Source organism: Marinobacter bohaiensis (genome assembly GCF_003258515.1).
In the GTDB taxonomy this organism is placed as follows: Bacteria; Pseudomonadota; Gammaproteobacteria; order Pseudomonadales; family Oleiphilaceae; genus Marinobacter_A; species Marinobacter_A bohaiensis.
This window is the reverse complement of the sequence record NZ_QGEH01000001.1, coordinates 2,474,748-2,490,304: the sequence shown is the minus strand read 5'-3', so window position 1 is coordinate 2,490,304 and position 15,557 is coordinate 2,474,748. Positions and strand designations below refer to the sequence as shown.

Here is a 15,557-nt window from a genome sequence, read left to right as displayed (position 1 = left end):
TCTCTCGAGGCTGTGATCCATGCGACTGACGACGAAGGGCCGCTACGCCGTGACGGCGATGCTCGACCTGGCGCTCCACGCCGAGGACGGGCCTGTGTCGCTGGCGGATATTTCACAGCGCCAGGATATATCCCTGTCCTATCTTGAGCAGTTGTTTGCCAAGCTCCGCCGTCAAAAGCTCGTGGTCAGCGTGCGTGGTCCGGGCGGGGGCTATCAGCTTGGACGTCCCCACGATGCTGTGTTCATCGCCGACGTGGTTGATGCGGTCAACGAGTCCCTGGACACGACCCGCTGCCACAACAAGGGCGACTGTCAGAATGGTGAAAAATGCCTGACTCACCATCTCTGGTCGGACCTGAGTGACCAGATTCATACGTTTCTCAGTGAGATCAGCCTCGCCGATCTCATGCGTAAGCGGGAAATCCAGGTGGTGGCCCATCGCCAGAACCGGCGTCAGGCGGAAGCCATCAATACCCGGCGCCTGGTCCAGAACGATCCCGCCTGATTCAACCTGTCCCGGCCCCGGAGTCAGGGGCACCGATTCATTCAGTTCCAGAGTGCTATGAAGAAACCAGTTTACCTCGATTATGCGGCTACGACTCCGGTTGACCCGCGCGTGGCCGAGCACATGGCCGAACACCTGACCCTCGACGGGGTTTTCGGTAATCCGGCATCCCGTTCCCATGGCTACGGCTGGCAGGCAGAGGCCGCCGTCGAAGGTGCCCGGCGGCAGGTGGCCGATCTGATTGGTTGTGATCCCCGCGAGATCGTCTGGACATCCGGCGCCACCGAGGCCGATAACCTGGCCCTGAAAGGCGTTGCCGCCCGCTTCCCGGGTGCCCACATCGTGACATCCGCGATTGAGCACAAAGCGGTGTTGGACACCTGCGCCTGGCTCGAATCCCAAGGGATGCGCGTTACCTACCTGCAGCCGGATGCCGCCGGACACATTACGCCGGACCAGGTTGATGACGCGCTGGAAGAGGACACCTGTCTGGTCAGTCTGATGTGGGTGAACAACGAGATCGGCGTGATGACCGATGTGGCGGCGATTGGTGAGCGTCTGCGAAAGCGTGGCGTCCTGTTTCACGTTGATGCGGCCCAGGCGGCGGGCAAGCTCCCGGTTGACCTGTCGCAGGTCAAGCTGGACCTGATGTCCTTGTCCGGCCACAAAGTGTACGGCCCGAAAGGCATTGGCGCGCTGTACGTCCGTCGCGATCCCGCTGTGCGTGTTGAGGCACAGATCCACGGTGGTGGCCATGAGCGGGGCATGCGTTCCGGCACCCTGGCGACGCACCAGATCGTCGGTATGGGGGAAGCCTTCCGGCTCGCCGATGACGAGCTCAACACTGAGCGGGAGCGCCTGACAGCGCTGCGGGAGCGGTTCCTGGTCGGAGTGCTGGCGCTGGAGGGTGTGCATTTCAACGGCGATCAGGAACTCTGTGTGCCGGGCATTGTCAATCTGAGTTTTGAGGGTGTTGATGGCGAATCCCTGATGCTTGGGTTGCGAGATCTGGCGGTGTCGTCCGGTTCCGCCTGCGCATCGGCATCCCTGGAGCCGTCCTACGTGCTGCGTGCTCTGGGCGTCAGCGACGAGCTTGCGCACAGTGCGCTACGCTTTTCATTCGGCCGTTTCAGCACTGAAGAGGACATTGCCTTTGCCGTGTCAGATATTGCGACAGTGCTGGAGCGTCTGCGGGGCCTGCAGCGCTCGCGCTCCGGAGTCAGGTAGGCAGTGGCTGGCTTCCTGCGTATAATCGCCGTCTAGTTTTTTACCCTTAACCAATTGGAGATATAGCATGGCTATCGAGCGTACGCTCTCTATCGTTAAACCCGATGCAGTGGCCAAGAACGTCATTGGCGAAATCTACTCCCGCTTCGAGAAAGGCGGTCTGAGCATCGTTGCTGCCAAGATGATGCACCTGACCCAGGAGCAGGCGGAAGGTTTCTACGCGGAGCACAAAGAGCGTCCGTTCTTCCCGGACCTGGTGGCTTTCATGACCTCCGGCCCGGTTGTGGTCCAGGTGCTGGAAGGTGAAGGTGCTATCGCCAAGAACCGTGACCTGATGGGCGCGACCAACCCGAAGGAAGCGGACGCCGGCACCATTCGTGCGGATTTCGCGTCCTCCATCGACGCCAACGCCGTACACGGTTCCGATTCTCCGGAATCGGCCGAGCGCGAGATCGCGTACTTCTTCAACGACAACGAGATCTGCCCGCGCGGCTGATTCTCTTCGGGGCGGGCGGCCAGGCCGGCCGCCCGTTCTGACGGGTTATTTGATCGAGGTTATCGTTATGTCATCGCCGACCGAAAAAACCAACCTTCTGGGCATGCCCAAGCCCAAACTGGAGGCCTTTTTCGAGTCTCTGGGCGAAAAGAAATTCCGCGCCACCCAGCTGCTCCAGTGGATGCATCAGCGTGGTGTTGATGACTTCGACCAAATGACTAACGTCAGCAAGGCGTTACGGGAAAAGCTTAAGGCTGTTGCTGAGATCCGCGGGCCCGAGGTCGTGTTTGACGAGACGTCGAAGGACGGCACCCGCAAGTGGATCATGCGCATGGACAGCGGCAACAGTGTTGAAACCGTCCTCATTCCGGATGGCCAGCGCGGGACGCTGTGTGTCTCCTCACAGATCGGTTGCAGTCTGGACTGCACCTTCTGCTCCACCGGCAAGCGCGGGTTCAACCGCAACCTGACGGCCGCGGAAATCATCGGCCAGGTCTGGGTGGCGCGGCGCTCCTTCATGCCGTTCAATCCCAACGAGGAACGCCCGATCACCAACGTCGTGATGATGGGGATGGGCGAGCCGCTGCTCAACTTCGACAACGTGGTCGATGCCATGGACCTGATGATGGAAGACTACGCCTATGGTCTCTCCAAGCGTCGGGTGACCCTGAGCACGTCGGGTGTGGTGCCCGCGCTCGACCGCCTGGGCGAACTGACCGACGTGTCCCTGGCGATTTCCCTGCACGCCCCCAACGACGAACTTCGCAACCAGTTGGTTCCGATCAACAAGAAATACCCCATCAGCGAACTGCTGGCCGCCACTCGACGCTATCTGTCACGCCTGCCGGACAAGCGCAAGGTGACCATCGAGTACACGGTGATCCAGGGCGTGAATGACAAGCTTGAGCATGCCCACGAGTTGGCCAGGCTGCTCAAGGGGTTGCCGTGCAAGATCAACCTGATTCCGTTTAACCCATTCCCGGAGAGTGATTTCAAACGGCCCAAGGCGATGGCCACCCGTCGCTTCCAGTCGATCCTGAATGAGGCCGGGCATGTGACAACGGTCAGGACGACCCGTGGCGACGATATCGACGCCGCCTGTGGCCAGTTGGTGGGGCAGTTCGAGGATCGAACGCGCCGCAGCCAGAGGTATATTCCCGTTCACCAGATGACGCCCTGACGCGCCTTTCAATAAAAGGATTTGCCAAGCGTGAAACTTAACGCCTTTCCCAGTGCAGTCGTCAGAGCCATTCTGATGGTTGGGTTGCTGGCCTCCAGCGCCGGTTGCGTCACCACAACGAACAGTCCATTTGCCAAGGACGCTGACCAGCAGAAGGCTGAAGAAAGTTACGTGCGGCTGGGTCTCGCCTATATCGGCCAGGGCCATTACGATCGGGCACGGGATCGGTTGCAGCGTGCGCTGGATATTGACTCGGACAGCCCGGGTGCGCTGGCCGGGATGGGGCTGGTGTACCAGTCCGAAGGCGAGCCGGAGTTGGCGGAAAAGGCGTTTCGTCGGGCGCTGTCCAGTGACAGTAGTTACACCCGCGGGCGCATTTTCTATGGCGCCTTCCTCTACAACCAGGGGCGTTACGAGGAAGCCGAGGAGCAGTTCCAGCGCGCGTCACAGGATGTTGAGTACACCGAGCGCGCGTCGATTTTCTATAACCTGGGCCGCGCTCAGGAGCAGCAGCAGGATTACCCGGCCGCGGCCAAGAGTTACAAGCGCGCCGTCAACCTCAGTCGCGGCAAACCGGATTACCTGCTTGCCCTGTCCAGCCTGTTGCTCAAGGCCGATGATTACAATCAGGCGTCGATCTATTATCGCCAACTGACCACGGTGATGGATCGTAACCCCAATCTCCAGCACTCGCCGGAAAGTCTCTTGACGGGGCTGCGGCTGGCGCATTATTTCGGGGACTCGCATCGCGAGGCGAGCCTCGCTTTACTTCTGCGGAACCAATACCCAGAATCAGAACAACTTAAACAGTACAGAGCACTGATTTCGAATGACTAATGATGATACCCAGGAAATACCGGTTGCCGAGGCGGTAACCGGAGAGGTCGGGAATCAGCTCCGCCGCGCCCGGGAATCGAAGGGGATTTCGATTACCGACGTGGCGGACAGTCAGCATTTGCGCCCGTCGATCATCCAGGCGATCGAAGAAGGGCAGTACGAGAAAATTGGTAGTGAGTTGTTCCTGAAAGGGTATGTGCGGGCCTACGCCGAACAGGTTGGTCTCGACCCCCGCAAACTGGTTGATCAGCTCGATCTGGAGTTGATGCCGATGCGCGAGGAGGAGGAGCAGGCACGCCGTGATAACCCGCTGGAATCCATCGAACGCAAGAAGCGACAGAAACGTCGTGTTGCCCGCTGGACGCTGATCATCCTGTTGATCGCCGTGGTGGCTGGAATCGGCTATCGCGTGATGGAGACGGAACTGTTCCCGGGCGGCATCAGCGGTGCACTCGATACATCCGATCCCGCGCCCTCCGAAGACGTGAATGAAGCGGCGACAGCGGAATCGCAAATCGATGGCGAAGCGGATGGTTCCGTGGTTGACCAGACGGCGGCAGACGATTCGGCAGACAACGCCACGGCCTTCGGCGAGCCGGTCGAGGACGCCTCGGCAAGTAGCGCTGCGGACAGCCCGGAGGCTGCTGAAAACGACGCCGGCATGCCGGCCGGGAACGACCCGGAAAGTACATCGGCCACCACGCAGGACGATATGGAACAGCCGGCCGCCACCGACCAGGCGCCGTCCGGTGACGGCAGTGACATGAGCGAAGCCGTGCCTGCGGCGGTCGCGCCCGACGCCGCGGCTCCGGTGGCCGAACCGGAAGCGTCGTCGGACGAGGCGAGTGCGCCGGCGCCGGAGAACCCGCCGGTTACACCGACATCCCCGGATATGGACTTGCTGACGGCCAGCTTTACCGGCGATTGCTGGGTGTCGATCAAGAATGCGGAAGGGACCACGGTTGTCGCGTCCCTGAAACGTGCCGGTGAGAGCCTGCGTTATGAGGGCCGGGGGCCATTCCAGATTGTCCTCGGGGCTGCGGACGCCGCCACGTTGCGTTTTAATGGTGAAGCGGTGGATCTTTCCGTTTATCCGGCATCAAATAACCGCGTGGCGCTGACCGTTGGAAACTGATCCGTTAAACGAATCCAGGACCTTATGAAACACGAATCCCCCATCAAGAGACGTCAATCCCGCCAGATTCACGTGGGCTCTGTGCCCGTCGGTGGCGATGCGCCGATTGCGGTGCAAAGCATGACCAACACCGAAACCTGCGACGTCGATGCCACTGTTGGGCAGATCGAGGCCCTGCAGCAGGCCGGCGCCGACATCGTTCGGGTTTCCGTGCCGTCCATGGATGCGGCGGAAGCCTTTGCCAAAATACGCGCCCGTGTGTCGGTGCCGCTGGTGGCCGATATTCATTTTGATCACAAGATCGCCTTGAAGGTCGCCGAATACGGCGTCGACTGTCTGCGGATCAATCCCGGCAACATCGGCCGGGAGGACCGGGTAACGGCGGTCATCAATGCGGCCAAGGATCGCAATATCCCGATCCGTATCGGCGTGAACGCGGGTTCGCTGGAGAAAAGCCTCCAGCGCAAATACGGCGAGCCGACGCCCGAGGCGCTGGTGGAATCGGCCATGCGTCACATCGACATTCTGGACCGCTACGACTTCCAGGACTTCAAGGTGAGCCTGAAGGCCTCGGATGTGTTTATGGCGGTGGCGGCGTATCGGCAGATTGCCACCCAGATCGAACAACCGCTGCACCTGGGTATTACCGAGGCGGGTGGTTTCCGTTCCGGTACCGTCAAATCATCCGTCGGCCTGGGCATGCTGCTGATGGACGGAATCGGCGACACCATCCGCGTGTCTCTGGCAGCGGATCCGGTGCAAGAAGTGAAAGTTGGTTTCGATATCCTCAAAAGCCTGCGGTTGCGGGCCCGGGGGATCAACTTCGTGGCCTGCCCGAGTTGCTCGCGGCAGAACTTCGATGTCATCCAGACCATGAACGAGTTGGAAGAGCGTCTTGATGACGTCAACACGTCGCTGGACGTGGCCATCATCGGTTGCATCGTCAACGGCCCCGGTGAGGCCAAGGAAGCGGATCTGGGCCTGACCGGCGGCAGTCCGCGCAACCTGCTTTATCTCGACGGCAGCCCGAACCAGAAGCTGGATAACGAGAATCTGGTGGATGACCTGGAACGCCTGATCCGGGAACAGGTGAAGCGCCGCAAGGAGCAGGACGACTCCATTATCGCCCGCGCCCAAGATTGATACCGTGCGGCGCGGGGCATAACACCCGCCTCATGCCGGCCTGCGGGCCGGCCCTGCCGCACGACTTTGAGAAGCTCAGACTGGAAAGACACCTTGGCAAAGATTAAAGCAATTCGAGGCATGAACGACATCCTGCCGGACCAGTCGCCGGTCTGGCAGTATCTGGAAAGTACGGTGGCGCAGGTCCTGCGCAACTATGGGTATCACGAAATCCGTATGCCCATCGTGGAGCAGACCGATCTGTTCAAGCGCTCCATCGGCGAAGTGACCGACATCGTCGAAAAGGAGATGTACACCTTTGAGGATCGCAATGGCGACAGCCTGACCCTGCGTCCGGAAGGGACCGCCGGTTGCGTTCGCGCCGGTGAGGAGCACGGCCTGCTGTTCAACCAGACCCGCAAGCTCTGGTACACCGGCCCGATGTTTCGCCATGAGCGTCCGCAGAAGGGGCGCTATCGCCAGTTCCACCAGATCGGCGTGGAATGTTTTGGCATGAGCGGGCCGGATATCGACGCCGAGCTGCTGACCCTGACCGCGCGTCTCTGGAAGGTATTGGGTCTGGCGCCCCACGTTCGTCTGGAAATCAACTCCATCGGCACCAGCGAGGCCCGCAAAGCCTATCGTCAGGCGCTGGTGGATTATCTCTCGGCGTATACCGAGCAGCTGGACGAAGACAGCCGCCGGCGGATGGAGAGTAACCCGCTGCGGATCCTCGACTCCAAGGTGCCGGAAACCCAGGCCATTCTCCAGGGCGCGCCGGATCTGGTGGATTTCCTCGACGCTGAATCGATCGAGCATTTCGAAGGTCTCAAACGCCGCCTGGAACTGGCGGGAATCGAATACACGGTCAATTCCCGTCTGGTGCGGGGGCTGGACTACTACGGCAAGACGGTATTCGAATGGGTCACCGACAGCCTGGGTGCCCAGGGTACGGTCTGCGCCGGCGGCCGCTATGACGGCCTGGTTGAGCAACTGGGCGGCAAGCCCACGCCGGCCGTGGGATTCGCCATGGGAATCGAGCGTCTGGTGCTGATGCTGGAAACCCTCGAGCTGGTGCCTGAATCGGTCAGCGGTGACGCGGACCTCTACGTCATGGGCATGGGTGAGGCCGGCGAGTCGGAGGCCCTCAAGGTGTCCGAAGCGCTGCGTGAATCGCTGGCGGACAGGGTGATTGTTCTGCATTGCGGTGGCGGCAGTTTCAAGAGCCAGATGAAGAAGGCGGATCGCAGCGGCGCCCGTTATGCGTTGATCATTGGCGACAATGAAGTTTCTGAGCAAGCGGTCAGTCTCAAACCCTTGCGCAGCGACGAAGAACAGCGCACGGTTGCCCAGTCCGGCCTCGCGGACGAACTTGCTGCGTTGCTGCAGTAACCGGATACACGACGTTTTTGGATTACGGGAGTCATAGAAGGTGGAATTGCGTAGCGAAGAAGAACAAGTCGAAGCGATCAAGGGCTGGTGGAAGAAGAACGGCAGTTCCCTGCTGATTGGCATTGGCGCCGCACTGGCCATCGTCTTTGGCTGGCAGGCGTGGCAGCAGCACCAGGCTGACCAGCGCAGCCAGGCCGGTTCGCAGTACCAACAGCTGCTCAGTGCCGTGAACCAGCCCGCGAACGACGAGCGGGAAAAGACCATCACGTTTGTCGCCCAGGAGCTGCAGGACGAATTCTCAGACAGCGCCTATGCGGTGTATGGCACGCTCATCCTGGCGTCGCACCAGTTCGACGAGAAGGGTGATCCTGAGGCGGCGACGGAATCCCTCACCTGGGCCCGGGACCACACTGAGGAAGGTCCGCTCAAAGTGATGATTGAACATCGTCTGGCCCAGGCCCAGTTTGCGGCCGGCGATGGCGATGCGGCGCTGGACACCCTGAATGGCGTGGCTTCCCCCGGTGCCTTCAGTGCCCTGTATGCAGAGCTGGAAGGTGACATCCTGCGGTCGCAGGGGGATCTCGAAGGCGCGCGCAAGGCTTACCTGGCGGCGAGCAAGGCGTCTGAAGGTCAGGCCAACCCGCTGCTGCGCCTTAAGATGTCCGATCTGGCCATTGGGGAGGATGCTTGATGCCCCTGGGTGCGCGAGTCATCCGTCACGGGGCATTGGCCGGCGCCATGGCCGCACTGCTTGCCGGATGCAGTTCCAACGACAATTTTGAGCAGCCCAAGCCGTTGCCTGAAATCGAGAGCACGGTGTGGCTCGATGAAGTCTGGGACACCAGCATTGGCGACGGCGCTGACGAACAGTTGCTTTTCCTGCAGCCGACGCTGTCCTACGGCGAGCTGTTCGCTGTTTCGGCGGACGGCGAGTTGGCCTCGCTGAACCCGGAGAACGGCGACTACAACTGGGATACCGAGCTGGATCGTTCCATCCTGGCCGGTGTCGGGGCGGACGCCAACCAGTTGTACCTGGGCACCCGTGACGGTCAGCTACTGGCCCTGTCCCGGGAAGAGCAGGGCGGTGAAGTCTGGTCTGTCGACCTGCCGAGTGAGATTCTGGCGCCGCCGCAGTCCAACGGTTCGGTGGTGGTGGTTCAGACCATCGACGGTAAGGCGGTGGGATTCAGCACCTCCGATGGCGAAAAACTCTGGCAGTACGACGGTTCCATTCCGGTCCTGAGTTTCCGCGGCAACGCCACGCCCCGCGTGGGTGACGAGGTGACCCTGCTGGCTTTTGCCAGCGGTGAAGTGGTGGCGGTGCTGTCCGAATCAGGCCAGCCGCTGTGGCAGTACTCGGTGGGCGAGCCCAGTGGTCGTACTGAGCTGGAGCGCCTGGTGGATGTCGACGGTACCCCGGTGGTGCGTGATGGCGTGGCCTATGTCACCGGCTACCAGGGCAGCGTGGCGGCCGTGGATATGCGCAGCGGGCAAGAGATCTGGAAGCAGCAGGCCAGCAGTTTCCAGTCGCCGACCCTGGATTACGGCAACATCTACATTTCCGGCTCCGACGGGGTGATCACCGCGTTCAGCGTGTTCAACCGTAAGGAGCTGTGGAAGCAGGATCAGCTTGAGTGGCGTCAGACGACCGGCCTGCTGCCGGTGGACGGTTACCTGTTGACCGGCGACTACGAAGGCTACGTGCACGTGCTCTCACAACTGGACGGGTCCCTGCAGGGGCAGCGCCAGGTTGACGACGCCGGCCTGCGGGTGCCCATGATCCGCAACGGCGATCTGATCTATATTTACGGCAACAGCGGTGAACTGGCGGCCTACCGGCTGCAGGAATCCGACTAATCCATACCGGCGCGTCGAATCGGCGCGCCCGGTTCACGACTTCTGAATGACGACGACGCTATGATTCCTGTAATCGCCCTGGTTGGACGCCCCAACGTTGGCAAATCGACCCTGTTCAACCAGATGACCCGCTCCCGGGACGCCCTGGTCGCTGACTTCGCTGGCCTGACCCGGGACCGGAAATACGGGGAGGGCAATTACGAGGGGCGTCGCTTCATCGTCATCGACACCGGCGGTCTCACCGGAGACGAGGAAGGCATCGATGCCCAAATGGCGCGCCAGTCGCTGCAGGCGGTGGAAGAGGCGGATATCGTCCTGTTCATGGTGGACGGCCGCTCCGGTCTGACCAGTGGCGACGAGCTGATCGCCCGCCAACTGCGCCGGTCCGGAAAGCAGGCCCATCTCGTGGTCAACAAGACCGATGGCCAGGATCCCGATGTGGCCGCCGCCGACTTCTACCAGCTTGGTTTCGAATCCGTGTTCCTGACGGCGGCCTCCCACAACCGCGGCATTCGCTCAATGCTGGAGGACCTGCTGGTTGAGGTGCCGGAGGTCGAGGAAGACGTTGCCGAGAAATACCCGGGGATTCGCATCGGTATCGTGGGCCGGCCGAACGTGGGTAAATCCACGCTGGTCAACCGCATGCTCGGCGAAGACCGTGTGGTGGTCTACGATATGCCCGGTACTACACGCGACAGCGTGTACATCCCGTACGAGCGCCAGGGGCATGAATACACCCTGATCGACACCGCCGGTGTCCGGCGCCGCAAGAGTGTGCGCGAAGCGGTCGAAAAATTCTCGATTATCAAGACCCTCAAAGCCATTGAGGATTCGCATGTGGTGATCCTGGTGATCGACGCCCGGGAAGGGCTGGTGGACCAGGATCTGCACCTGATCGGTTTTGTGCTGGACGCCGGGCGGTCGCTGGTGATTGCCGTCAACAAGTGGGATGGCATGGATGGCGAGCAGCGTGGCCGCGTGAAAGAGCAGGTCGCTCGTCGGCTTGATTTCCTGGACTACGCCGACAAGCATTACATCTCGGCGTTGCATGGCTCGGGCGTGGGCGTGATGTACGACTCCATTGCCGACTGCTATGAATCCGCCATGGCCAAGTGGCCGACCAACCGTCTGACGGCTATCCTCGAGGACGCGTTGACCCAGCATCAGCCCCCGCTGGTCAACGGCCGGCGCATCAAGTTGCGTTATGCGCACCAGGGTGGTTCCAACCCGCCGCTGATCGTGGTTCACGGCAACCAGACCGCCTCCTTGCCGGGAGCCTACAAGCGCTTCCTGGAGAATACGTTTCGCCGCGTGCTCGACGTCAAGGGCTCTCCCATTCGCTTCGAGTTCCGTTCCAGCGAAAACCCTTATGCCGGGCGCGTCAACAAGCTGACCCCGCGCCAACAAGCCAAGAAGCGTCGGATGATGCAGCACGTGCGCAAGACCAAACAGAAGGACAAGCGCAAGAAAGCGCGTTAGTCTTTTCTGCGCTCGTTTCTAGGCGCTCCTGTCCATCGGGGGCTTCGAACTTTTCTCAGGCATTCGCCGATTCCCGCCGGGGTGCCCGTATTCAGGCGCCCCTGGCCGGGTGGTGCTTGCGAACCCATTCGACGAACGCCTCGCCTGAGGCCGGCCGGCTGTAGAAATAGCCCTGAGCGTAGTCGCAGTTCTGGGCTTGCAGGAACTCGCTTTGGGCCTTTTCTTCCACCCCTTCGGCGATCACCTCCAGATCCAGGCTGTGGGCCATGTGGATGATGGCGCGCACCAGGGCGGCGTCGCCCGGTTCGACCATCACGTCCCGGATGAATGACTTGTCCACCTTCAGGGTGTCGAACGGGTACGACTTGAGGTAGCTCAGGGCCGAGTAGCCGGTGCCGAAGTCGTCCACGGACAGGCGCACGCCCATCCCGTCCAGCCGGCGCAATATGTCGGCCGTCTCGATGGTGTTATCCAGAATCAGCCGTTCGGTGATCTCCAGTTCCAGGCAGGCGGGATCCAGTTCCTGCTCCGTCAGGGCGCGCTGGATGGCGTCGATGAAAGACGGATCGCGGAACTGTCGGGGTGAAACATTGACCGCGATGCTCAGCTTGAGGCCGGTACTTTCCTGCCATTGCCGTGCGGCGGCGCAGGCCTGCCGGACTACCCATTCCCCGATGGGGATGATCAGCCCGGTTTCCTCGGCCAGCGGGATGAACTTGTCCGGCATCATCAGCCCCATGGTGGGGCTGTTCCAGCGGATCAGCGCCTCGGCACCGATCAGCTCGCCAGTGGCCGCGCGCACGATCGGCTGGTAGTGCAGGTCGAACTCGTCCAGCTCCAGGGCGCGGCGCAATCGTGATTCGATCTGCAGGCGCTCGTGGGAGACTTCTTTCATCTCCGGAGCGAAGCGCTCGTACGCGCTCTTGCCCTTGCTCTTGGCCTGGTACATGGCGGCGTCGGCGTGCTGCAGCAGGTTGCCGCTGTTGTCCGAGTCGGTGGGGTAGATGGCGATGCCGATGCTGGTGCTGACAAAAACTTCCTGACCATTCAGATGGAAGGGAGGCGCGAACGTTTGCAGGATGCGGTCGCCGACCTGCTCGGTCGCCTCCGGATCGCGTAGGCCGGGCAGGATCACCAGAAACTCGTCGCCGCCCAACCGGGCTACGGTGCTGGTGCCGCGCAGACAGCTGGAAATGCGCCGGGAGGCTTCAATAAGCAGGTTGTCGCCGGCTTCGTGCCCCATGGTGTCGTTGATGTGCTTGAAGTTGTCCAGATCGAGGAACATCACGCCGACCAGGGTTTCTTCCCGGCGGGCCTGGGCCAGGGCGAGCTTGAGGCGGTCCAGTGCCAGCATGCGGTTGGGCAGGCCGGTGAGTATGTCGTAGTTGGCCTGGCGCAGCAGCTGCTGTTCGTAGCGTTTGCGGATGCTGATGTCCTCGCCGAGGATCAGGAAATGACTGGGATTGCCATCGTCGTCCTTGATGGGCGTGACGATCACCTGCTCCCAGAAGCGCTCGCCGCTGCGTCGGGCACTGTTGATTTCACCCTGCCAGACGCCCACGCGCTGCACCTGCAAACGGATGTTCTGCCACAGCTGCTGATTCTCGCGTTGGGAGAAGGTGTCGCTGGTGAACATCCCGGGATGCTTGCCGCGAATCTCTTCCAGGCTGAACCCGGTGAGCTGAGAGAATTTGTGGTTGGCGAACTCGATGTGCCAGTGACGGTCGCAGATCAGCACTGACGACGGACTCTGCTCGATGGCCAGCGACAGTTTGCGGATCTCCGAAGCATCCTCCTCCTGGCGCTGGATGTCCTCGTTGAGCCGTTCCCGCATCTGGTTGAAGGCGTCCACCACCTGAGCCAGCTCGTCGCGGCGATTCATGTCGGTGTCGGGCCGGTCCAGTTGCAACGGCTGCTGCAGGTTACGCAGGGAGAAGCCTCGGGTGTAGTTGGCCATGGTGGACAGGTGACGGGTGACGAAAAACTGGAAGATCCAGATGATCAGCACGGAGATGAGGAACGTCTTGAAGAACTGGGTGGTGAGAATCACCAGCACCTTGCGTCGCAGGTCCTGGTAGATGTCCGCCAGGCTGGCGGTAATGGTCAGTTTGCCCAGTTTGTAGACCTCGTCGCCTTCATGGTTGAGGACGAAAGAGCGGGTCATGGTGGAGGTTTCCCGGGGTATTTCACCCATCACCACTTCGGAGTCCGGGTAGATCTTGAGCCTGAGGTGCACGATGTCCGGCAGGCTGAGGATACCTTCCATCTGCACCTGCAGCAGTTTCTGGTCCAGTGCCCAGAGGCTGCGTGACAGGCTGCTGGCGTAGCTGGTTTCGATCACCGCCATGCGCTCGTCTACCAGGGACACATCCTTGCGATAGTCGGTGTAGACCTGAATGGCCGACGCAACCAGGGTAAACAGGGAACTGAACAACAGGATATAGGCCAGTAGCCGGAAGGAGAGGGGCGAACTGGCTTTGAACTGGCTTAGTCGCGTCGACAATTTGGGCATGCTGTCGAGTTCATGGTCTCAGGTAAACCGAATGTCCCGAAGCCTTCTGGCCAGGCGTTTTGGGCCGGGCGGCTGGCGGGGGCTGGCATCAGTTGGCTAAAAGTTCGACAGAAAAACAACGAGCAATCAGCCCTTTAGCCACTATAGCAGCACATCTGCGCCCATGCCCTGTCGGTACGCTGAATAAGCCGGTGATTTTGCAAAAATTAAGAGTTGTACGCCGGCTTTTGACCGGCGAGTTGATGACGATAGCTCCTCCATCCTTTCCTATACTTCAGTGACGAAACGGCGCCGACCCCGTTCCGGAGGCCGGCAGGCAGACTGTTGACGAGGTTTGAGGAGGGTGTCATGACCACCGTGGGAGTGCTCCGGGAGATCAAGAACCACGAATACCGCGTCGGGCTAACGCCGGCCGGCACTCGCGAGCTGACCGAGCACGGCCATACGGTCGTTGTCCAGCGTGGTGCCGGAGAGGGCTCAGGGTTTACCGATGAGCTTTACGAACGGGCTGGAGCGCGTATAGCCGATGATGCCGACGCAGTGTTCAAGGCGGCGCAGTTGCTGGTCAAGGTCAAGGAGCCGCTGGCGGAAGAGCGTCGCAAGCTGGCGCCGCATCATGTCCTGTTCACCTTCCTGCACCTGGCTCCGGACCCGGAGCAGACCCGCGACCTGCTGGCATCCGGCGCTACCTGTATTGCTTATGAAACCGTGACCGATGTCCACGGGCAGTTGCCTTTACTGGCGCCCATGTCCGAGGTCGCCGGGCGTCTGGCCATCCAGGCCGGAGCCCAGGCGCTGGAGAAAGTAAACGGTGGTCGTGGAGTGCTGCTGTCAGGTGTTCCCGGGGTGCATTCGGGCAATGTCGTGATCATCGGTGGCGGCGTGGTGGGACGAAACGCGGCACAACTGGCGGTTGGGCTGGGTGCCCACGTGACCGTCATGGATCGCTCCGTGCCGGTGTTGCGGGAACTGGACCAGTTGTACCGGGGGCAGGTCACCACGCTTTATTCGACCCGTGACGCCATCGAATCGGTTCTGGCCGATGCCGATCTGGTCGTGGGGGCGGTGTTGATTCCCGGCTCTTCGGCGCCCCGACTGATTACCCGGGATCTGTTGCAGGTCATGCCGGAGGGGGCGGCCCTGGTGGATGTGGCGATTGACCAGGGCGGCTGTGCCGAAACGTCGCGCCCCACCACTCACGATGACCCCACCTACGTCGTCGACGGCATCGTTCACTATTGCGTCGCCAACATGCCGGGGGCCGTGGCGCGCACGTCCACTCTGGCATTGACCAACGCGACCTTGCCGTATGTGTTGCGGCTGGCGGATTACGGGGTGCGCAGTGCGCTCGATGGCGATCCAGGCTTCCTGGCGGGATTGAATGTGGCCCAGGGCAAGCTGACCTGTGAAGGCGTGGCGGAAGCTCAGGGGCTGGAATTCATTTCACCGGATCGTCTGTTGCCCAAACTATAATGGTCCGCAACGTGTCAGATCGGCTGGATCTGTATCGGTTGAAACTCATGGAGCAAAAGAAAATACGAAGCAATAAGGAAGGAAAGAAGTGGCGTCCCCTAGGGGGTTCGAACCCCTGTTGCCGCCGTGAAAGGGCGGAGTCCTAGGCCACTAGACGAAGGGGACGCATCGGCTTCAAAAGCTTGCCTCGTCGAGGTGGCGCGTATATTAGGTAAGGCGCTGGACGCTGTCAAACCCTTTTATAAAAAAATCTGCTTTTCGGGTTTCAGGCGCAGCGTCGGCCTGGATTGACCGGGCATGCGCCTCTGTCGATCTGCTCTTCCAATCCACGGCAACCAGCGC

General features: G+C 61.1%; 13 protein-coding genes and 1 tRNA gene. 12 read left to right on the top strand and 2 right to left on the bottom strand.

Features of this window, described 5'->3' with window-relative positions; genetic code table 11:
* Nucleotides 1–19: 19 nt before the first annotated feature.
* The 11 genes from iscR to der all read left to right on the top strand — a co-directional run bounded on the left by iscR (nt 20) and on the right by der (nt 11,230).
* Nucleotides 20–505, top strand: a complete 486-nt coding sequence (gene iscR, locus DKK67_RS11170) for a Fe-S cluster assembly transcriptional regulator IscR (protein ID WP_111496412.1) — start codon at nt 20–22, stop codon at nt 503–505.
* Nucleotides 506–562: 57 nt separating this feature from the next.
* Entirely contained in the window at nt 563–1,732 is a 1,170-nt protein-coding gene (locus DKK67_RS11165; RefSeq protein WP_111496411.1) for an IscS subfamily cysteine desulfurase, read from the top strand.
* Between the two features lie 67 nt (nt 1,733–1,799).
* Entirely contained in the window at nt 1,800–2,228 is a 429-nt protein-coding gene (gene ndk, locus DKK67_RS11160) for a nucleoside-diphosphate kinase (RefSeq protein ID WP_111496410.1), read from the top strand.
* 67 nt (nt 2,229–2,295) lie between these two features.
* On the top strand, nt 2,296–3,408 hold the full coding sequence (gene rlmN / locus DKK67_RS11155; protein WP_111496409.1) for a 23S rRNA (adenine(2503)-C(2))-methyltransferase RlmN: 1,113 nt from the start codon (nt 2,296–2,298) through the stop codon (nt 3,406–3,408).
* A gap of 30 nt (nt 3,409–3,438) precedes the next feature.
* Complete coding sequence (pilW, locus tag DKK67_RS11150) at nt 3,439–4,245, top strand: type IV pilus biogenesis/stability protein PilW (protein ID WP_322873909.1); 807 nt, start codon at nt 3,439–3,441, stop codon at nt 4,243–4,245.
* Entirely contained in the window at nt 4,238–5,380 is a 1,143-nt protein-coding gene (locus DKK67_RS11145; protein WP_111496408.1) for a RodZ domain-containing protein, read from the top strand. The genes pilW and DKK67_RS11145 overlap by 8 nt, the downstream gene beginning before the upstream one ends.
* 24 nt (nt 5,381–5,404) lie before the next feature.
* Nucleotides 5,405–6,523, top strand: a complete 1,119-nt coding sequence (gene ispG, locus DKK67_RS11140; protein ID WP_111496407.1) for a flavodoxin-dependent (E)-4-hydroxy-3-methylbut-2-enyl-diphosphate synthase — start codon at nt 5,405–5,407, stop codon at nt 6,521–6,523.
* A 120-nt stretch (nt 6,524–6,643) separates the two neighbouring features.
* Nucleotides 6,644–7,894, top strand: coding sequence for a histidine--tRNA ligase (gene hisS, locus DKK67_RS11135; RefSeq protein WP_407657836.1), 1,251 nt, complete (start codon nt 6,644–6,646; stop codon nt 7,892–7,894).
* Between the two features lie 40 nt (nt 7,895–7,934).
* The gene (locus tag DKK67_RS11130; protein WP_111496405.1) at nt 7,935–8,585 is read left to right on the top strand and encodes a YfgM family protein; all 651 of its coding nucleotides are present in this window, start codon (nt 7,935–7,937) and stop codon (nt 8,583–8,585) included.
* The gene (gene bamB, locus DKK67_RS11125; RefSeq protein WP_111496404.1) at nt 8,585–9,751 is read left to right on the top strand and encodes an outer membrane protein assembly factor BamB; all 1,167 of its coding nucleotides are present in this window, start codon (nt 8,585–8,587) and stop codon (nt 9,749–9,751) included. Before DKK67_RS11130 ends, bamB begins: the two co-directional genes overlap by 1 nt.
* A 60-nt stretch (nt 9,752–9,811) precedes the next feature.
* Nucleotides 9,812–11,230, top strand: a complete 1,419-nt coding sequence (der, locus tag DKK67_RS11120; RefSeq protein ID WP_111496403.1) for a ribosome biogenesis GTPase Der — start codon at nt 9,812–9,814, stop codon at nt 11,228–11,230.
* A gap of 91 nt (nt 11,231–11,321) precedes the next feature.
* Here der and DKK67_RS11115 read toward each other — a convergent pair whose 3' ends face one another.
* The gene (locus DKK67_RS11115) at nt 11,322–13,742 is read right to left on the bottom strand and encodes a bifunctional diguanylate cyclase/phosphodiesterase (protein ID WP_111496402.1); all 2,421 of its coding nucleotides are present in this window, start codon (nt 13,740–13,742) and stop codon (nt 11,322–11,324) included.
* Between the two features lie 348 nt (nt 13,743–14,090).
* Between DKK67_RS11115 and ald the strand changes: the two genes are divergently transcribed.
* Nucleotides 14,091–15,215: an alanine dehydrogenase gene (gene ald, locus DKK67_RS11110; protein ID WP_111496401.1), complete on the top strand. Its 1,125-nt coding sequence runs from the start codon at nt 14,091–14,093 to the stop codon at nt 15,213–15,215.
* A gap of 89 nt (nt 15,216–15,304) precedes the next feature.
* Here ald and DKK67_RS11105 read toward each other — a convergent pair.
* Nucleotides 15,305–15,380, bottom strand: a tRNA-Glu gene (locus DKK67_RS11105).
* Nucleotides 15,381–15,557: the final 177 nt, after the last annotated feature.